Source organism: Stenotrophomonas sp. S39 (assembly GCF_016624665.1).
In the GTDB taxonomy this organism is placed as follows: Bacteria; Pseudomonadota; Gammaproteobacteria; order Xanthomonadales; family Xanthomonadaceae; genus Stenotrophomonas.
Genome location: NZ_JACVTT010000002.1, coordinates 106593 through 123481 on the forward strand (window position 1 = coordinate 106593; position 16889 = coordinate 123481).

The following is a 16889-nucleotide window of genomic DNA, read 5'->3' on the forward strand; positions in this document are numbered from 1 at the left end:
CAGCTAAACATAAGAACCAATATTGTCAATAGGTTTTATTTAGATCCAACGCCACGCTGTATAAATTGGTGGCCGGACGATATGGAATGACTGGCAAAACGACAACACACACTTCATTACGAATTTGACATCTGACCTTGCTCGTCAATAAGCGACCTACTCGATACACATCCGCCGCAATTGGTCGTTTGAAAATAGACATTCCGTCACATTGAAGCAGATTGACAACCCCCCCCCACCATTCTCCTAATAACTGTCACGCATTCCTTGATTGCGCAAATTTCCGTAGTCCAATGTGACCCTGAATGGCCCTGTGTTGGCGTAACAATGCTGGCGATCACACCACAACGGCATCTCTTCGGGGTCAAACTGTTCGGTGTTGCGCTCGACGGAAACTGATATGGGTAAGCCACCCAAACCGTCGCAGAATGCGCTGCCGCAATCGGGCTGCTCGTATGTGTCACAGCGCAGGAATTCGGCGGCTGAGCCTGAGACGAATGCGCAGGTTTGTTTCACCGATAGGACCGTGCCCAGGTCGGCGTTTTGAGATTGGGCGCCAAGAGCCAACAGTGGGACTGCGGTCAATCCAAAGAATAGATTTTTCATATGTGTCTCCTTTACGAGTTGATTAGTGTTCGTTGTCCAAAGGGCTGGTCCGCCCCAGGAGAACGTTGAAGAACATCGCCAAGCGGCTGGGTGGTTTGCTGGCTGGCGCAGTGAGCGGGGCAGCAGATGGGCTGGGGGGCGTGGATATGAAGTCGTTGCAGGGCTCCAGCTCGCTCCAATCGATCTTTTCCAGATCGTCTTTGGTTGGAGCGGTTGCAAGGTTGCCGTCTTTTTTTTCTTGCTCGCGAACATTCAAACCGGCAAACGAGTTGAGATGGCCGTATTGCGCGGCAACGTCAATTGATGTGTACCCATCCTTATCTTTGATCGTTGGCGTGCCACCCACAGCCACCAGTCGTTCGACAAGCTCTTTGTCGTCGTACAAGGCACAGCACCAATGCAAGACGGTCATGCCTCTGGCGTCGGACCCGGCCAGGTTGCACTTGTGGATCAAACATAGATCAATGATTTCTTTGGCACGTGCCAGTGCAGCGATTTGCTCTTCTGAGTCCACCTCGGGGCGATCCCCAATGATGGAAGTGAACATGTCGAACACCGCCGCCAACACCGCATTGGAAAACGAGCTTGGACCCATACGCACTTCATTGGCGTCCGCCGATGCAATCGGCACGTGTCCGGCCAAACCCAGCCACTTCACGGATTGCATGTTGTCCAGTGGCAGAACGTCTGTGAGTAGTGCGGCGCTTTTGTCCAAAGCAGTGCACTTGTTGTGCGGATCCACCTCGTTTGCTGGCACCCGCAATTGGGCGTGCCAAACGTTCAAATCAGTCTTCAAAACCGGTGTCGGGTCCGCGTTGTTTTTTAAAGCGCTGCGCACACCTTGCGGATCCACCGCCTGTATTGACGTGATGAATTTTTGCGTCTCGTGCTTGTTGAATTTTTTATCCATACGACCCCCTAGTAAGTGACTACAGTGACGATCCGCTCATCGGATCCCTCGGAGGTTTTGATTGCCAATTTTTCCTGGACAACCGTCGGCTCGCGCATTCCTGTCGTGCATTTTTGAAAGCCTTGATCAGTTAACACGCACGACTCAACGATGGTCATTGACACCACAAAACGTCCACGCGCCTCTTCGGCGACCGACAACAGCGGAGCTATTAAAATGAATGTTGCAATGAGTGGTTTCATAATTTATCCCCTGTTTTAATCAATCAAACACATATCCGAATATTGTCAATACCTTTTATTGAGACATTGACAAAATGGGCAAGCGATTGAAGCCCGCAGGGGCGCGACAGTGGCGCGCGTCGTAGACCATAAGCGCGGTCCGCAAGGCGGATGACCCAATAAAAAGCCCCGAAACGGGGCTTATTCACGAAACACTGTCCACGAAATCTATTGCAAATTTTTCCGCAGGATGTAGCGCACAAGCGAAGCTTTGCTGATACCAAAATCGCTAGCCAATTGTTCAATCTGACTGACAACCGGCTTGGCGTCGGAAATAAAACCTATACCTGCACCACGCACATCATCCACATGATTAGGATTTGAAGGCTTCGGCTTTTGTGGCTCACAGCCCAGGTTCAAAAACTCATCCCGGTCAAAATCAGGGTTCTCTACAAATTCCCAAATAAATTCTCGCAACGTTCCCGCCATCGTTTTATCAAGCTTTGTCGCACGCGCATCCAGACGCGCGTAATACTTAGCTGTCTCATAAAACATTGCATACCCGCAGGTCTTTGGCACCCAATTGCCCGACGGCTTAACCCGATGACTTCTCTCATTCGATTTACGCATTGACCCTCCCAACCTTAGTTTCAATCAATTCTGACTTGGTGAAGAGCTTCCGCCTCCCCGTCCATCCAACCATCTTCATATAGCGCCGGTTTAATTCTCCTTTGAGCAAGTAATCATGAACTCCCTTCGATTGCCAAAACAGTTCTCCCGAAGCATGCTCCCATTGATAATATGTCTTTCGCGCCATAGATACCCCCATTTATCCATTCATACAAACACAATCGCAAACAAAGTCAAGACGTTTTATTGAAATCAAATTTTGCGCCCAATGCTGGACTTAAACTGTGCGCCCGAAAGAGCACTGCAAATGTTTTCCTTTTGCCTTTCCCGTTGTGTCTCTATGTAGTTGCTCAACAATTCAACAACATCATTGCACCCAACAATTTGGGCAACATGCAATGTGGATTCAACTTCATACAGCGACACCGGCTTGTCACTCTTTAAAATACAACCCATAAGATCCACTACTTGCGGAGCAACCTCACCAATCAAAAAGCCTTCTTTGCACATCAACCACAACACGTTTGGCGGCATCTCCTCGCCGGCATCAATAAGCGCTCCAACCAATACGTGTAAGTTGTCTGGCCCAAAATGGATCATCGACCCTATCGCATGTTCGCAAATGCGGGGTGCACGGCCAGGGAAGTCCTCACAGGCAACGCGCACATACCAGCGCAATGCATCGGGGTTATCCGAGTGAGTTGAAATGGCTTTTGACAACAGTATTTCGTTTTTCTCTAAATGTGAGTAGTTCATAGACCCTCCTACAAATCAATCCGTGCAAATAATTCAATGATTGAGAACGCCGTGCCAACGGCTGCAACGCCCACCCCAACAAAAAGCGATGGAAGAGTTACACCGCGAATGGGCAGGAATTGAACACAAGCAATACACGCTCCACACGTCCAGCAAAACGCTATTTTCATCGCGCCCAGGGTGATCCATACGCCCCACATATCCATGCAGAAGTACAAACAAATTCGGGTCAAACAAAGCAGCACAATCCACGGAACCGTAGAAAACGCCACCATTGCCAAAGACGATTTCCAGTTGCGCTTCAAGCCGTAACGAATGGCTGCGGCAAAGTAGAACGCAAAGGCCGCAAGCGACAGAGCGTTAACCACAACCAGATCCGTCCACCCGAACATTGTTTACCGCCCTGCTGCGTGTTGAAGGTTGCCCATCGCCGTTTCAATGGTGTCGATTTTCTCAAACGCCGCTCCGGCGAAATGGAGAACGAACAAAGGCAATCCAACATACAAAATGTATTTCGCCAATTGTTTCTTCATGTAGTTCATAGATGACTCCTTACGTTCACTTGTATTTTCACTAAATCACAAGGCCCAACATTGTCAATACCTTTTGTTGAGACAAAAAAAAAACCCCCACATCGTGGGGGCTGTTGGATCCAGTCCTTACAGTGCAATGTGTGTGGGCTTACCTGCTTTCAACAATTCCTGCCCCTCCGGACTTGCCTCAAAATCTACCAGAACCTGCGGTTTGCGCCCGCGACCACGGTAGTGGAACTGGCTTGCCTGTGTGTTTGCCAGTTTGTGTGTTGGAGCGCCCCCACGCGCATTGCGGTTTCCATGTGCCTTGTTCTTGGTGTGGACAAACCCAACCATACGGGCGATTTGCGAGCGCTGATCGTTGGTCAATACGTCGAGGTATTTTGTCAGCCCACCCGTGAGGATTTCAAAGAACTTGCCAGCCTCCTTCGTGCGTTCCTTGAGCAACTTTTCTTGAAGCGCCTCTTGATGCTTGATGGCGTCGGCAAGCTGCTTTTCAATCTCGGAAACGACATTGCTCATTGGTTATCCTTTTAACCCCTGCCCGATGCAGTGAATTGGATCTATTCAATCATCTCCAATATAGCTAGCTTCTGCCCGATCTTTTGTCATGCCGTTAAGCTTTTGGATTCATTGCAACAAAAAAGCCCCCGCAGGGGCTTGATTGACTTGTCAACGCGAGCTAGTCAATGCGTCGGGAATTGGGACAACACGAACGTCACGCCCGCTGCCGCTAATGAGAACACTTTGGCCCTGGCGCACGTTGACATCCGCGTCCTGGACAATTGAGATGACTTCGGAACGTCCACGGCGGTCGTGGGTGCGGATTACGATTTCGTAGCCTCTGTGTCCGCTTGCAGCGCGCTGTGTGGCGCCCCCAATCAACGCACCACCTGCTGCGCCAACAACACGGGCAACGTTGCGTGTGTCGCGGCTCTTGCGGCTTGCGCGGTCACCAATGGCGGTCCCCACCGCCCCACCAACAAACGTTCCGGTGTTCACCTTGGAACGGTCTTCAATCCGCACATCACGAACCATGAGAACCACGCCTTCTTGGATGTTGCGTTGGGACAACGCTTGATCGCGTCCATAATTTTGAGATGAGGTCTTAGATCCAGCCACGGCAGCGCCCGAGATTAAACTTAAAGATACCGCTAATGAAATTAAAGTTTTGCGCATACAATCTCCTGTGTGTGTGATGATGACCCAATCAATCACACATTTGATTTCTGTCAAGCTCACCGCATGCGCAATTGGACATCTTGAGCGCGGACCAATGCATGAATGGTCTGGTTGTGGCTGATGCTTAAAGCGAACGACTGCTGCAGCTCTTGTGCACGCGGGGCGTTCTTTTTCCAGAATTGAACCACGACGCTTGTCCTAATCCGCCAGTCTCGTTCCGTCAACTTCATGGGGTTGGTGTACCCCATCGGGGTCTTTCCGAACTTGTCTTTCACCAGTGGGTTGGCACCCAGGGCAAGTAAGGCGTCGGCGACATCGAAGCGTTTGTTGATGACGGCCCAGTGCAACGCTGTTCGTCCGTTCGCGTCCGTATGAGTGATGAGGTGGTGGTGTGAATGCTTGGCAAGCACACGTACATCTTGAAGAGATAAGTTGTCCATAGTTTCCCCTTATTTTTTCTTACAATTGCAAAAGGGGAGATTTTGTCAAGCAGCAAACTCTAAAAAATCAATTGCTGCTGCACCACTTGCCGTGCCTGGAACCCAACAGACATCTGCGCGAGCGCGCTGTCCATGGTGATGGCGTTACCGTTGCCTTCTAACAGAACGTCTTTGATTGGAACGTACCATCGGTTCTCATCGTCGCCTTTGACGTTGAACTCCACGTATTCATCGCGAATGGCCGCAACTTCTATGGTTTGGCGATCGACCCGTGCGCGTTGAACCGATGCAACCAAGTCATCCCCCAATCCGAAGCGCTCCGACAGACGCCCCATAAAAACGGTGCACAACACAGGCATGATGGGCGGAATACTCATGTCCAGCAAATCACCAAACTCTTTTGGGAACGATCTGCGGGTGTCACTCGATCCAATACCGTTGCGTGAGATGACTTGGTGGCCTATCTCTTCATCGGTCAGCTCTTCGCACAAACTCTGCACGTCCAGCACGCTTGGCGTCGTTGCCTGCCCAAGCAACCGGGCTCTAAAGCGAAGCCCGGTGAGCTTACACACTTCATCAACCATGACCTTCAACGCTTCTTCATTGCGCTTTTGCGCATAATCAGCAGCCTTGGCTTTTACGCTGTGTATTAGCGTCATCTCATCGGCAAGTGTTGGCTTGTCCATGCGCCCCCTCACATCTGCGGATGGTGATTGACGTGCCGCCCAGGGCACATCTGACGTAGGACACTGGAAAGCGAAACACTGCGCTCTCCACCGTCCAGATAGACTTTGCTTGCGGCCACAGTGTGAGTGGCGCCTGTATCATTGTGCACAAAGGTCACCACGTCGTCTTTCACGGATTGCATCCGCACCGCGTGGTTTTCCCAACTGCCACGAACAAAGAGTTGGGCGTCGCTCGGAAGATTGAAACGCTCACGCACCCGTTCTAGGAAGACATCACACAACTGCGCATTCAACAAAGGAATGCTTGTGTCAATCATGTCGCGCATATTTTGAGGCAATGTTGCGCGCGACTGGTGGCCGGCGATGCCGGTATTGGTCATGATCTGCCTTCCAATCTCCAAATCGTTGTAGTCGCCAGATATGTTGTCGAATGCTTCGCGGTGACGCTCCACTTTTGACTCAAACAATTTCAATCGCAAGTTCAATCCGGCCAACTCTTTGATTTGGTCAACCATTCCTTCCAGTGATGGTGCATTGCCTGCTTTGTCGTAGACGGCTGACAGTCGGGCAATCTCGCTCTCAAGAAGTTGTTGTGTTTCTTTTGCGTCTGAGTACCACATCACGCCACCTCCATTTCAGTCTTCTGTGGACGGCGCACGACTTGAATGGTGGGCTTTGGAGACTCTTCACTGGATGGTCGCACTTCGTCTTCGTCGCGCTCCATTTCAAAGGCTTTGCGCGTGTACTCTTTGACGTTGTAGTACGTCGCGATCTTTTCGGCCTCTGCAAACGCCGTGAAGATCAGAGAGTGGTCGTTTTTCAGAACCTTGATCCACGATTGCAAGTACGCAATGTGGTTGCCGGGGTCGTAGTCTTGATCCACCGACAAGCCCAAGCGGTCGGCAACGATCAACGAGAAGCATTCTGCAATCAGTTCTTCTTTGGCGTATTTCTCCGAACCGAACTTGCCGCTGAGATCGCGCCCCAGGCGTGTGGGGTGAGCGCTGGCGTGTCCCGTCTCATGCAAGGCGGTGGCGTAGAACCCTTCCATCGTGCGGAATTGCTCTTTGGTCGGCAGTTGCACGTAGTCCTGGCCCAACGTGTAGAACGCCGCGTTGCCGCCGTACCGATACTCAACGCCACTGTCCTTCATCAGACGCTCGGCCTGTTCGTGACTCCACTCCACAGGCTTGGGTATTTTCGCCTCGCGAATGGGCAGGCCATCGCACTGTTCGCTGTTGAACACCGCCGACGTAATCAACGCGATCTTTTGCCGCCCGCTTTCATCAAGAACCGGGTTTCCCTGCTTGTCGGAGACATTGATGACTCGAACGACTTTGGAGCCTTTTTCACCTTTGCGCACCGTGCCGCCCAGTGCTTTGGCTTGATTGAATGTCAACCATCCGTTGCTTTGGAAGCCGCGCGCCGCCTGAGCCATCATTAGCATCATGACGTTGCTGCCGTGGTAGGTGTTTCCACGCGCATAGTTGTAGGGCAGGCTTCCGAACGCTCCCGTCGAACTGTGCTGCTTCCAATCCCGGCGCCACGGGATCACGCCCTGCTGCATCTGCTCAATGATGTATTCAGCGGCAATGCTGCGTGCTTCGTCTTGCTTACTCATTGCCACCTCACATTGATAGTGTTTGTTCTTTCTTCGCAGATCCGTTGAGCTTTCTAGCAGCAGCTTTCTTAACAGCCTTACCCACCTCTTTGCTGGGCTTGTCCGCCACATGGATCACTTGAAGCTTGTCGTCCACAAACGACTGCACCGGATCGGTTTGGGCTTGCTCTTGCTCTGCTGGTTTTACGGTCGGCTGGAATGCTTGTGATGTCTCCTGCTTCCAGACCTTTGAGCGCACGGGCTCGTGTTGGACTTCGGGCACACCAATTGTTTTCAAAATGGCTTCTGCAGCTTTTGATGCGCGCAGCAACTCTTGCCAGTTGGGCCGGCTGTTGATGTAGTTTTGAGCCCAGCCGCTGTCGTCGGGCTCGTAGGTCATGCCCAATCGGCTGGCGATCTGCAACAGCGCCAATTGACGGCCCAAGCGGTATTGGCTGTCCTGCTCGCTGCCCTGTTCCCCAGGTTGCACGCCTTGGTAGCGGCTGGGGTGCGTGGCGCAATCGCTCAGAACGAACATCAGATCGTGGTAGTACGCGCTCTTGCCGTCCGGGTGCTTGGATGTGTATTCCGACTGTGGCCGCATGTACAAGGTGTCGGTTGAACGCTCGTAGTAGGGCGCGTTCATGGGATCAAAGGAAATTTTGGCGCCGGTCTTGGCGATCAGATCGTCCAAGAACGTGTCACGAGTTTCGGCCTTACCGTGCCAGGCGAACTGTTGCTGGGTTGCGGGCAAATTTTTGATTTGATCGCCGTTGAAACACACCGACATTACCGACTTGATTTCGCCATCCTCTTGCTTGTAGGTGCTTTCAATCTTTGTGGCTTTGCTTTCCCCTTTGGCGATGTAGTAGCCATTCTTCTTGATTTGCTCGGACTTCATATAGATGGGGCTTGTGAAGCCACGATCGAGCGCAACAGTCATCAATTGAAGGGCGTTGAAGTCCTTGAATGGGTAGCCACTTGCGCCAATCGGCCAGCCGCCAATGACCGGCAGCGGCTTCTCTTTTTCGTTGAAGCCGTAATCCAAAATGGACCGGCGTTCTCTAAGTTGGTCGTAAAACCGTTCTGCAATGTCCTGCTTCAATTCGTTTGATGCGCTCATAACCGTGTCTCCAAGTTAATAGAAATGCTCACCCCTTTTTCCAATGCTTGCCGTATGCGGTACAGAACTTCGTCAACCGTGAGAAGCTGTACTCTTGCGTCGTCAAAGTCGTGATGCAAGAGAATTCTTAAATCACCACCAACCTTGTACACAGCGAACCGCTCTGCCGCGATCAGATCGTCCCACCAGTCTTCTTCTTGTTCTGAATGCATAATTTGTAAATCCAAATAGTTGAAAATCATTAAATGGATGAAAATTTGAAAGTCAAGCTTTCGCCATTTCGTAATTCAGCGCTCCATAAAGACATCAGGCACAAAAAAGCCGCCCGAAGGCGGCCATTTCTGCATGCTGCATATTTTAGTTATCGGTCCTTCTCATTCCTCCGGTGCACGTTGGTCATAACATCCAACAGACGCAGACAGTGACCATGCAGGGCCATTGATTGCACGTGCGCATGCAACTGCTCATCAAGATCTTCTCTAATTTTCCCATGACCTAACAACAATTCATTCTTGGCCCCAATCATCACGTTCCATTCGTGCAACATATGAGAGGGCATCTTGTCCAAGTGTGTAAAGCCTTGCGCCACCCAACGCGCCCTCTCCTGCAACTGTTGAGGATCTTCGTACATTTGGTGAAAAGCAGCACAGAATGCCTCTTCGATGTCTTTGTTTGTATTTGTCATTGCAAGAACCTCCATTCGTCGTCCATAAAATCTTTATCGCTCATTTGCAGAACGGCGGGTGCAGCGGGGGATGGCTCACCCTCCACAACGTCTTTCGCTGTTTGTGCCCAATCGTTTGGGATGGACAGCGTAAGAACTTCGCCAGTGGGCAATTCGTAGCTTGGCTGCACGGGAATGCGTGCCCGAACGCAATTGACCTGGACACCCTCAATACGCCGCGTATCGCCGCGAGGAGACTGCGGCCGCTCAAACCCTGGCATGGCCCAAAAGCGCGTCCAGAACTGCGGCGCATTAAGCACATAACGGCCATCACCCTCGCAGAATTTGACGTACGAGTTGTACACCTCAGACTTGGGAGTCAAAGTGTTGGCGTCGGGTACAATACCGACATCCTCACGCCACGCCCCAACACAATCATTCTTGTTGCGAATAGACTGTTTGAACGTCTTGGAGGCTTCCGGCCATTCGCTCTCGGGGAGGAAGCCGCCGCGCTTCACAATGCGGCTGACGCCTTCCAGCAACCAGTCCAGGACGATGTGAGCTTCTTCCTTGAGAATGCGCTCAGCAAGATTTTGAATGGCCTGGTACGTACCGTGGCGTTGGTTCCACTTGACCACGCACAAGCGACGGTACATGCCGTCTGTTGCGTCGGTGATCATGGGTTCGTCGTTGGAACTGACAATGTGGCACGATGTGTTTACGAACTCCACCATGTCGCGGTACAAAAACTTAGCGGTCAACAAATCTCCACCGCTGAGGGCTTTGAACGCCTCCTGATCAATGCCGCGCGCACCCTTTTTGACTTCTGGGGTGAAGATCAAACTGGAGTTCACGCAGTTTGCAAGCATCTGTGGTTCACCGCACTTATCCAGCCAGATTTGTGCCGTGCGGTGATGGAAGCCACGAATAATAGACGACATCACTCCCTTGCCGTTGCCGCCCGTTCCGACCCACCACCACACCAATTGATGAGGGCCGGGGATCAGCGTCAGTGCACACTGCTCTTGCACCAGAGCGCGGATGTCCAAGTCCGGCAATGCGCTGGCCAGAAACCGTCCAAACATCGAGTTGGCGGGGACCGATTGAGGTGTGTGGCGCTTGTTGTACGCAGTGCTCACGGTGGCGTTGACGCCAAACGTCAACCCAAGTTTTTTGTCCGCTGGAAGAACTGTGACCAAACCTTCATTGTCAACATGCAGATAGCCATTCTTTGTAGCAATAACAAACGTGGATCCATTCCGCTCAGGAAGTGGCTCAAGGGAGTTCACTGAGAATTTGAAACAATCCATGGACGCAGCATTGGTGGCTTTGTCCGGCATATGATTGAACAGGAATTGTGATGCCATTGCCGTGCCCTCGGACAGCGACACCGTGTCCCAGAAAACACCATTCCACTTATAGGCAATACCATTGGCCATTGCCCAGTCCCCACACGCTCCACTGTTGATGTAGTTGACCCAGTTCCATGCGGGTGTGTGGGAGGTCACAATATTCGCGCTGTTGATTTTTTTGATCTTCGGCTGTCCTGCTTTTGGCTTAGTTTTTTTCGCGACCGTGGGTGATGGTGTTGACACACCAGAGTTATTTGATACGTTAATTGCAGACATATTTTTCTCCTATAGTTTTACCTCTCTGAAACCGCACGGTTGCCGCCGCGCGGTTTTTTTATGCCTTCTTGACCGACTGGAACAACCAACCGTCCTGGACAGCCAAGTCTGTGAGTTCGCGGATGTACTCTGAAACGGTCAATCCACTGCGTTGCGCGACATCTTCCAACAGCGCCAACTTCTCTTGGTCAAAGCGAAATGTTCGATTGACTTTCTGAGGCCGTGCGCGGCGACGATACGGCTTTCTTTTTTTGATGATCTTGAATTGCAAAACGTCACCCATAAGAACCTCCACATTTAAGTAAACACCAACTTGTTCTAATTTATTTTTTTATCTTGTCAAGCATATTTTGTATTGCAAATTTCAAAACCCTTGCAGCGCAATGCTTTTCCATCACCATGCATCTGGAAATACCATTCATTTCACAATGCAATTTCAATGTTTTTCACGCACACATCAAAATCCCCCTCAAACCCTTGCAGCACAATGGCTTGAGCCAATTTTCCATAAATAATACGCAATACAAATTATTGCGTGAGTAGGGTCTTGAGTAGGGTCTTGAGTAGGGTGAAAATGAACCACCCTACTCACTCAAAACCTTTGGCACATAAGCATTTCAGACATATTGAGTAGGGTGAGTAGGGTAAAACCTTTAAAAGTTATATATAAAATTTCTTTTTGGATCACCTTTGCGCATTTTTCATAAAAATTTTCAAATTTCCACCCTACTCACCTACTCACCCCTCAAGAAGCTACTGCCGCAATGCTTTGAAGTGAGTAGGGTGTATTACGAGCCACCCTACTCATTCAATAATTTGCATTGCACTTTTTAATCAATCATTGATTTCAATTAAACGTCAAACGACAATTTCACCCTTACATCCGCCGCGCCTTTGCGTTTTCAGCACCTTTCTCTGCAACCTGCTCCATGATTTTCCGCGCCATTCGCTCATCCATTATTTTCCGTGCCTCATTTGTGCAATAGGAGTCCGCAATCTGTTCCGGCATGTATCCGTAGTCATCCAGCGCATGCAAATCCGCCCCATTATCCAAAAGAAAGTTGATTGTTTCGCTATCGGGGAACAAGAATGCAGCGTGCAACGGCGTAAAGCCTCGATAGTCACAATGCAAGTTGATATCAGCCCCATACGAAATCAACAACTTCATTGTCTTAATATCCCGCTGCCTCACTGCCATGTGCAAAGCGGCGTGACCTGGGCGATCCCCATCACTCATCGATGCGCACGTGTTAGGATCCACACCCATTTTGAGAATATCCTCAAGCTGCCACTCATAGCAGCGGGTGCAATAGTGGACCATTGTGTAACCACAAGAAAAAATAATATTTGCGTTTGCTCCATATCGAACCAAAAGGTCCAAAGACTGCATTTGATAGAACTTAAAGGCCAGCTCCACAAGACTACGGCGATCACCATCTTTAAAAACGTTTGAATTTGGATCAACGCCAAGCTTCAACCTTTTTTCAAGTACATCCAATTTGCCTTTCTTAACGGCCAGCGCCAGGACCGACTTGCCGCGCTTGTTGTAGTTTTCCATTTCCTATCTCCTCATTTGCCCGCTGGGGCGACAGGGAAATGTTGACAACAGCGAAAGGATTTCTCCACATAAAAAAAGCCCCCAATTTGGGGGCTGCAAAGGACTGCAAAGGACAACTAGGGACTGGGACTTAACGCAGCATTATTTCAATGCTTGTATCAGGACGTTCCGTTCGTGCGCGGCAATACGTTCTTGAACCACATCGCGTTGTTGCTGCTGCTCATCCAACAACAACTGTTGCGCTTCAATCATCAATTCCGTGCTTCCCCACTCCAACTCGGTGATCAAGTCATAGATGCCGTCCACGACCGTGTTGTCGTCCAGTTGGTTGGCGTGGGCCACGATGATCCCGTTCGCCACCTGGAACGCATGGAAATGCACACTGGGCATTACGGGGTGTTGGAGCCACGCGTCCACGTCGCTCTTTCTGTAGCGCACAGGCGTGGTGGACCATCTCTCATCGGTGCGTGCAGGGCGTTCCCCAATGGTGGGGGGCGGCAAGCCTTGATTGCGCAAGCGCTGCAACGTCTTCGTACTGATCTGCATCAACACTGCAGCTTGTGCAGCACTTAGATGCAGATCCCCAGGCGCTTGGGCGAGCGCTTGCCGCTGCTGTTCGTCAACCTTCGCCATCGCCGCCTCCAATGTGACGCAACAGTTCGTGCCGCTGGCCTAAGGTCGTGCGCAAATCATCCAACGCATTCGGTTCCCTCTTGCACATCGAACGTTGCTCGTCGTCATACCGCATGATGCTCACGAAATACATCAGCTATACGTCCTTGATCTGGATATCAACACCGATTTCCTTGATTTCATCCAAGATGCAACCAAGACTTGCAATCGTTGCCCCCATCTTCCCCATCAAACTGCTTTTACGTTGAACAGTGAGGGAGTTTGAAAAGTTTTCTAAGATCCAATTCCGGCTTCGACGAATGTCATCACTGTCAAGAGCCGCCAAGCGCTCATTGATTGGATGAAACAAACGCCGCAATTCTTGGAAGCGCCTGTGTGCAAATTGGGTGTAGGTGGTTTCAGCGGTGCGTTGATCCATGCGCTTTGCGTCTTCGATCAACCTTTTGAAGTCGCGCACATCGCGGTACAAGACTCTCAATTCTTCTACCGAATGGATGCGTGCTTTTCGTATTTCAGCTCGTGCATCAACGAACAACATTCCATCGCTCATTACTCTTCCTCTTCTACGCCGTTCCGCTCACGCCCCCAAATGTGTCGGGTCGTGATCATCTGCGCAAAGCCTGACCGGCGAGCGCATCGAGCAAATCCGCCCTAGATCGCTCGGCGCGACGGGCGTAGTCCTCTTGGCGTAACCCCTCGCGCGCAGCCCACGCAGCACCCCTAAGAGCCTGTGCGCCCTCCGTGTCACCGATGGCGTCGAAGACATCAGCCAAGAAGCGCGCATTGACGATGAAGCGGATGCGTGGCCCCACCTGTGAGCGCCGGCGACCGGCTTTGGCGACCACCGGCACCATCACGGTTTCAGGTGTTGGGTCGAGAATTTCGGCCAGATCTTCCAAAGGAAGTTGCCAGTGCCCGTCAATCTTGCGCGCCCCTGGGTAACGACCGCGTTGCATGCCTTCACGGATCTTCTGCAACACACCGCGCGAACTGGAGTCGCGACCGAGCACGACAGCCACCTCTTCCGGGTTCAAGGCATACCGTTTGGGCCAGTCACGTCGCAGGTGTTCCAGTGCTTTTTCGCTCATGTCCAGACAGTAGCAGCGGAGCCAGACTGGGGCAAACGACTGGGGCAAAAATGGGGTGTTCGCGGGTGTCTGCGGGTGTTTTTTGGTGCGGTGACACTGACAGCCAAGCGGACATGAAACACGCAAGCCGCTGAAATATATGACAATTCGGAACCCCCCCCGTACCCCACCCCACAAAAGAGTTGACCTTAGGAGGGGGACGCTCTATCCAGCTGAGCTACGGGGCCATTGGCAGCTGGCAAGGATACCGCGTCTGGCTGAATGGACCAAGCCACGTACCGTCGACACGGGTGCCAACGTCGCTATTCTGTCCGCCCCCACCCCACCACCATCCGACCTCCGCCACATGATGACTCTCTGGGAGAGCCTGTCGGCCCTCGGCGACAGCCGCGCCCTGCTCCCGCTTGCCGTGATCCTGGCGCTGTTTCTGCCCGCCACTTTTCGCCCCCTGCTGTGGCGATGGGCAGCGGCCATCGCCGTGGTCGCCAGCGTCACACTGGCCAGCAAGATCGCCTTCATGGGGTGGGGCCTGGGCGTGAAGTCATGGGATTTCACCGGCATTTCCGGTCATGCCGCGATGTCCAGCACGCTTTATCCGGTGGTCTGCTGGCTGCTCGCCAGCGGCCGCAGTCGGCAGCCATGGGCCTGGGCAATCGCCGGCGCCGTGCTCGCTCTGGCGATCGCGTGGTCCAGAGTTCCGCTTGGGGCGCATTCGCTGTCGGAGATCATCATCGGACTCGGCCTGGGCATGACCGCATCCGCCTGCGTGCTGCGTGGCATTCGGGTGCCGGCGAGCGCGGTCGCCGCGCGCATCCACGCCGCGTTGCTGGCCATTGTCGCTGGCGTGACCGTGCCGATACTGATGGCTGACCTGCACACACATGACATGGTGGAGGCCACGGCGAAGGCGCTGTCCGGGCGCGAGCGGGCGCTGGAACGTGACGACCTGCGCAGTTATGCGGCGCCCATCAAACGCCATTTATGAGATGGCGTACAGCAAACCTTGACAGCCAACGTTCATCCACCGAACATACAGGTGGAATTTTCCCTGACGGAGCAGGCCTCCCCATGTTCAAGAAGACGATCGCAGTTGTGGCACTGGCGGCCTTTTCCGCCTCCCCGATGATGAGTTTCGCGCAGGAAGCGCAGGCTACCACCGGCGCAGAAACCTCCTCGGAAGCAGCCGCCGCTGAAGTCGCCGGCGCAGAAGCTGCGGGCGTCTCGACCGCTGCAGTGGTTGGTACCACCGTGATTGCGGTTGCTGCGGCTGCCGTGGCTTACAGCGTTGGTGGCGACAGCACCAGCGGCAGCAACGATGGCGGCGGCGGCACCGATCCGGGTGGCCCGGGCCCGGGCGGCCCCGGCACCGGCGGCACGGGTGGCACCGGCGGTACCGGTGGCACGGGTGGTACGGGCGGCACCGGCGGCTGATCGGCGCACTGCGTACCACACAGGCCCTCGCCGGGCGCGACCCGGCGGGGGTTTTTTATGCCTGCCAGAATCCCATTCCCATGAACAACACCACCCATCGTCTTCTTGCCGCTGCACTCACCGCACTGGCACTTTCCGGCTGCGCGCTTGCACCGGGCCAGCACCTGCGCCGCGGCGACGTTGCCGTTGACCGCCACAGCGGTGACGGGCAGCTGGAAATCGTCACCATCACTCCGAAGCTGATCGCCCAGGAGAATGCCGCGCGGGGGCAGAAATCGCTGCCGAACGCGCTGTTCGACCATGAGCCTGGCCCTTACAAGGTCGGGGTGGGCGACATTCTCTATGTCACCGTCTGGGATCACCCGGAACTGACCGTTCCCGCCGGCCCGCAGCAGCAAGGCACCTTGGCGGGCCGTTTGGTACAGAGTGACGGCGCGATGTTCTACCCCTACATCGGCAAGGTCACAGCTTCGGGCAAGACGCCGGTGGAAATCCGCGAAGAGATCAGCCGCCGCCTGGCCCAGTACGTGGAATCGCCGCAGGTGGACGTGTCCGTCCTGACCTACGGCAGCCAGCGCGTCTGGGTGACCGGCGCTGCCGAGCGCTCCTCGCCCATCGCACTGGGCACCTCGCCGCTGACCCTGGCCGACGCCATCAGCCAGGCCGGACTGAACAGTGCCCAAGCCGACCTGTCGGGCATCCAGCTCAGCCGTGATGGCACCACCTACACCATCAATCTGGAATCCCTGGCCCGCCAGTTCGGCGGCCGCCAGCTGTTCCTCAAGGATGGCGACTCCATCTTCGTACCCTACCTGGATCGCAAGGAGATCTTCGTGGTGGGCGAGGTGAACCTGCCGGGCGCGTACAGCTTCCGCACCGGCGATGTCTCGCTGAACCAGGCATTGGGCCGTGCACGCGGCCTCCTTCAGCAGACCGCCAACGGCAATGCCGTGTACGTCATCCGCGGCAGCACCGACCTGCTGCAGGAGCCGTCGATGGTCTACCAGCTGGAGGCGCGCTCGCCCACCGCATTCGCCGCCGGCAGCCAGTTCCACCTGCAGCCGGGCGACGTGGTGTTCGTCGGCGCCGCCGGCGTCAGCCGCTGGAACCGCTTCGTGAACCAGCTGCTGCCGTTCACCAGCATCCTGTACAACGCAGCGCGTACCGGAACCGAAGTCAGGGACAACTGATATGGCGCGC

Annotated in this window: 25 protein-coding genes; 3 read left to right on the top strand and 22 right to left on the bottom strand. The window is 53.4% G+C overall.

Annotation, left to right across the window (positions count from 1 at the left end; all coding sequences use genetic code 11):
- Nucleotides 1-246: 246 nt before the first annotated feature.
- The 22 genes from IAE41_RS01975 to IAE41_RS02080 form a co-directional block, all read right to left on the bottom strand.
- Entirely contained in the window at nucleotides 247-606 is a 360-nt protein-coding gene (locus IAE41_RS01975) for a hypothetical protein (protein ID WP_200731862.1), read from the bottom strand.
- Nucleotides 607-628: 22 nt separating this feature from the next.
- Nucleotides 629-1516, bottom strand: coding sequence for an ankyrin repeat domain-containing protein (locus IAE41_RS01980; protein ID WP_200731863.1), 888 nt, complete (start codon nucleotides 1514-1516; stop codon nucleotides 629-631).
- A gap of 8 nt (nucleotides 1517-1524) precedes the next feature.
- A complete protein-coding gene (locus tag IAE41_RS01985) occupies nucleotides 1525-1758 on the bottom strand; it encodes a hypothetical protein (RefSeq protein ID WP_200731864.1) in 234 nt (77 codons plus the stop codon).
- Between the two features lie 207 nt (nucleotides 1759-1965).
- Nucleotides 1966-2367 carry a hypothetical protein gene (locus tag IAE41_RS01990; protein ID WP_200731865.1) on the bottom strand — a complete coding sequence of 134 codons (402 nt, stop codon included), beginning with the start codon at nucleotides 2365-2367 and terminating at the stop codon, nucleotides 1966-1968.
- A 252-nt stretch (nucleotides 2368-2619) separates the two neighbouring features.
- Nucleotides 2620-3123, bottom strand: a complete 504-nt coding sequence (locus IAE41_RS01995) for a hypothetical protein (protein ID WP_200731866.1) — start codon at nucleotides 3121-3123, stop codon at nucleotides 2620-2622.
- Nucleotides 3124-3131: 8 nt separating this feature from the next.
- On the bottom strand, nucleotides 3132-3491 hold the full coding sequence (locus tag IAE41_RS02000) for a hypothetical protein (protein ID WP_200731867.1): 360 nt from the start codon (nucleotides 3489-3491) through the stop codon (nucleotides 3132-3134).
- Nucleotides 3492-3518: 27 nt separating this feature from the next.
- A complete protein-coding gene (locus IAE41_RS02005; protein WP_200731868.1) occupies nucleotides 3519-3665 on the bottom strand; it encodes a hypothetical protein in 147 nt (48 codons plus the stop codon).
- Nucleotides 3666-3782: 117 nt separating this feature from the next.
- Entirely contained in the window at nucleotides 3783-4178 is a 396-nt protein-coding gene (locus IAE41_RS02010) for a hypothetical protein (RefSeq protein WP_200731869.1), read from the bottom strand.
- A gap of 150 nt (nucleotides 4179-4328) precedes the next feature.
- Nucleotides 4329-4874, bottom strand: a complete 546-nt coding sequence (locus tag IAE41_RS02015) for a hypothetical protein (RefSeq protein ID WP_200731870.1) — start codon at nucleotides 4872-4874, stop codon at nucleotides 4329-4331.
- 20 nt (nucleotides 4875-4894) lie between these two features.
- Nucleotides 4895-5278 carry an ankyrin repeat domain-containing protein gene (locus tag IAE41_RS02020; protein WP_200731871.1) on the bottom strand — a complete coding sequence of 128 codons (384 nt, stop codon included), beginning with the start codon at nucleotides 5276-5278 and terminating at the stop codon, nucleotides 4895-4897.
- A gap of 59 nt (nucleotides 5279-5337) precedes the next feature.
- On the bottom strand, nucleotides 5338-5964 hold the full coding sequence (locus IAE41_RS02025) for a hypothetical protein (protein WP_200731872.1): 627 nt from the start codon (nucleotides 5962-5964) through the stop codon (nucleotides 5338-5340).
- 8 nt (nucleotides 5965-5972) lie between these two features.
- Entirely contained in the window at nucleotides 5973-6584 is a 612-nt protein-coding gene (locus IAE41_RS02030) for a hypothetical protein (RefSeq protein WP_200731873.1), read from the bottom strand.
- Nucleotides 6584-7585, bottom strand: a complete 1002-nt coding sequence (locus tag IAE41_RS02035) for a zincin-like metallopeptidase domain-containing protein (protein WP_200731874.1) — start codon at nucleotides 7583-7585, stop codon at nucleotides 6584-6586. Before IAE41_RS02035 ends, IAE41_RS02030 begins: the two co-directional genes overlap by 1 nt.
- A gap of 7 nt (nucleotides 7586-7592) precedes the next feature.
- Complete coding sequence (locus IAE41_RS02040) at nucleotides 7593-8687, bottom strand: ArdC-like ssDNA-binding domain-containing protein (RefSeq protein WP_200731875.1); 1095 nt, start codon at nucleotides 8685-8687, stop codon at nucleotides 7593-7595.
- Nucleotides 8684-8929: a hypothetical protein gene (locus IAE41_RS02045; RefSeq protein ID WP_200731876.1), complete on the bottom strand. Its 246-nt coding sequence runs from the start codon at nucleotides 8927-8929 to the stop codon at nucleotides 8684-8686. The genes IAE41_RS02040 and IAE41_RS02045 overlap by 4 nt, the downstream gene beginning before the upstream one ends.
- 119 nt (nucleotides 8930-9048) lie before the next feature.
- A complete protein-coding gene (locus tag IAE41_RS02050; RefSeq protein WP_200731877.1) occupies nucleotides 9049-9372 on the bottom strand; it encodes a hypothetical protein in 324 nt (107 codons plus the stop codon).
- Nucleotides 9369-10979: a DUF5906 domain-containing protein gene (locus IAE41_RS02055; RefSeq protein ID WP_200731878.1), complete on the bottom strand. Its 1611-nt coding sequence runs from the start codon at nucleotides 10977-10979 to the stop codon at nucleotides 9369-9371. The genes IAE41_RS02050 and IAE41_RS02055 overlap by 4 nt, the downstream gene beginning before the upstream one ends.
- A 58-nt stretch (nucleotides 10980-11037) precedes the next feature.
- Nucleotides 11038-11262, bottom strand: a complete 225-nt coding sequence (locus tag IAE41_RS02060; protein ID WP_032956336.1) for a hypothetical protein — start codon at nucleotides 11260-11262, stop codon at nucleotides 11038-11040.
- Between the two features lie 594 nt (nucleotides 11263-11856).
- On the bottom strand, nucleotides 11857-12537 hold the full coding sequence (locus IAE41_RS02065; protein ID WP_200731879.1) for an ankyrin repeat domain-containing protein: 681 nt from the start codon (nucleotides 12535-12537) through the stop codon (nucleotides 11857-11859).
- A gap of 141 nt (nucleotides 12538-12678) precedes the next feature.
- On the bottom strand, nucleotides 12679-13170 hold the full coding sequence (locus tag IAE41_RS02070) for a helix-turn-helix domain-containing protein (protein WP_200731880.1): 492 nt from the start codon (nucleotides 13168-13170) through the stop codon (nucleotides 12679-12681).
- 136 nt (nucleotides 13171-13306) lie between these two features.
- Nucleotides 13307-13720, bottom strand: a complete 414-nt coding sequence (locus IAE41_RS02075; RefSeq protein WP_200731881.1) for a hypothetical protein — start codon at nucleotides 13718-13720, stop codon at nucleotides 13307-13309.
- A 55-nt stretch (nucleotides 13721-13775) separates the two neighbouring features.
- Entirely contained in the window at nucleotides 13776-14258 is a 483-nt protein-coding gene (locus tag IAE41_RS02080; RefSeq protein ID WP_200731882.1) for a hypothetical protein, read from the bottom strand.
- A gap of 346 nt (nucleotides 14259-14604) precedes the next feature.
- On the opposite strand from IAE41_RS02080, the gene IAE41_RS02085 reads away from it, so the two are divergent.
- The 3 genes from IAE41_RS02085 (at nucleotide 14605) to IAE41_RS02095 (ending at nucleotide 16879) form a co-directional block, all read left to right on the top strand.
- Nucleotides 14605-15243 carry a phosphatase PAP2 family protein gene (locus IAE41_RS02085; RefSeq protein WP_200731883.1) on the top strand — a complete coding sequence of 213 codons (639 nt, stop codon included), beginning with the start codon at nucleotides 14605-14607 and terminating at the stop codon, nucleotides 15241-15243.
- 83 nt (nucleotides 15244-15326) lie between these two features.
- Entirely contained in the window at nucleotides 15327-15689 is a 363-nt protein-coding gene (locus IAE41_RS02090) for a hypothetical protein (RefSeq protein ID WP_108759371.1), read from the top strand.
- 80 nt (nucleotides 15690-15769) lie between these two features.
- Nucleotides 15770-16879, top strand: coding sequence for a polysaccharide biosynthesis/export family protein (locus IAE41_RS02095; protein ID WP_200731884.1), 1110 nt, complete (start codon nucleotides 15770-15772; stop codon nucleotides 16877-16879).
- Nucleotides 16880-16889: the final 10 nt, after the last annotated feature.

Excerpts from the sequence above, each read along its gene's own strand:
- IAE41_RS02095 (WP_200731884.1), top strand. The coding sequence starts at position 15,770 with ATGAACAACACCACCCATCGTCTTCTTGCCGCTGCACTCACCGCACTG.
- IAE41_RS02020 (WP_200731871.1), bottom strand. The coding sequence starts at position 5,278 with ATGGACAACTTATCTCTTCAAGATGTACGTGTGCTTGCCAAGCATTCA.
- IAE41_RS01980 (WP_200731863.1), bottom strand. The coding sequence starts at position 1,516 with ATGGATAAAAAATTCAACAAGCACGAGACGCAAAAATTCATCACGTCA.
- IAE41_RS02030 (WP_200731873.1), bottom strand. The coding sequence starts at position 6,584 with ATGTGGTACTCAGACGCAAAAGAAACACAACAACTTCTTGAGAGCGAG.
- IAE41_RS02050 (WP_200731877.1), bottom strand. The coding sequence starts at position 9,372 with ATGACAAATACAAACAAAGACATCGAAGAGGCATTCTGTGCTGCTTTT.
- IAE41_RS01990 (WP_200731865.1), bottom strand. The coding sequence starts at position 2,367 with ATGCGTAAATCGAATGAGAGAAGTCATCGGGTTAAGCCGTCGGGCAAT.
- IAE41_RS02060 (WP_032956336.1), bottom strand. The coding sequence starts at position 11,262 with ATGGGTGACGTTTTGCAATTCAAGATCATCAAAAAAAGAAAGCCGTAT.
- IAE41_RS02055 (WP_200731878.1), bottom strand. The coding sequence starts at position 10,979 with ATGTCTGCAATTAACGTATCAAATAACTCTGGTGTGTCAACACCATCA.
- IAE41_RS01995 (WP_200731866.1), bottom strand. The coding sequence starts at position 3,123 with ATGAACTACTCACATTTAGAGAAAAACGAAATACTGTTGTCAAAAGCC.
- IAE41_RS02005 (WP_200731868.1), bottom strand. The coding sequence starts at position 3,665 with ATGAACTACATGAAGAAACAATTGGCGAAATACATTTTGTATGTTGGA.
- IAE41_RS02070 (WP_200731880.1), bottom strand. The coding sequence starts at position 13,170 with ATGGCGAAGGTTGACGAACAGCAGCGGCAAGCGCTCGCCCAAGCGCCT.
- IAE41_RS02065 (WP_200731879.1), bottom strand. The coding sequence starts at position 12,537 with ATGGAAAACTACAACAAGCGCGGCAAGTCGGTCCTGGCGCTGGCCGTT.
- IAE41_RS02040 (WP_200731875.1), bottom strand. The coding sequence starts at position 8,687 with ATGAGCGCATCAAACGAATTGAAGCAGGACATTGCAGAACGGTTTTAC.
- IAE41_RS02035 (WP_200731874.1), bottom strand. The coding sequence starts at position 7,585 with ATGAGTAAGCAAGACGAAGCACGCAGCATTGCCGCTGAATACATCATT.
- IAE41_RS02075 (WP_200731881.1), bottom strand. The coding sequence starts at position 13,720 with ATGAGCGATGGAATGTTGTTCGTTGATGCACGAGCTGAAATACGAAAA.
- IAE41_RS02090 (WP_108759371.1), top strand. The coding sequence starts at position 15,327 with ATGTTCAAGAAGACGATCGCAGTTGTGGCACTGGCGGCCTTTTCCGCC.
- IAE41_RS02010 (WP_200731869.1), bottom strand. The coding sequence starts at position 4,178 with ATGAGCAATGTCGTTTCCGAGATTGAAAAGCAGCTTGCCGACGCCATC.
- IAE41_RS02085 (WP_200731883.1), top strand. The coding sequence starts at position 14,605 with ATGATGACTCTCTGGGAGAGCCTGTCGGCCCTCGGCGACAGCCGCGCC.
- IAE41_RS02025 (WP_200731872.1), bottom strand. The coding sequence starts at position 5,964 with ATGGACAAGCCAACACTTGCCGATGAGATGACGCTAATACACAGCGTA.
- IAE41_RS01985 (WP_200731864.1), bottom strand. The coding sequence starts at position 1,758 with ATGAAACCACTCATTGCAACATTCATTTTAATAGCTCCGCTGTTGTCG.
- IAE41_RS02045 (WP_200731876.1), bottom strand. The coding sequence starts at position 8,929 with ATGATTTTCAACTATTTGGATTTACAAATTATGCATTCAGAACAAGAA.
- IAE41_RS02080 (WP_200731882.1), bottom strand. The coding sequence starts at position 14,258 with ATGAGCGAAAAAGCACTGGAACACCTGCGACGTGACTGGCCCAAACGG.
- IAE41_RS01975 (WP_200731862.1), bottom strand. The coding sequence starts at position 606 with ATGAAAAATCTATTCTTTGGATTGACCGCAGTCCCACTGTTGGCTCTT.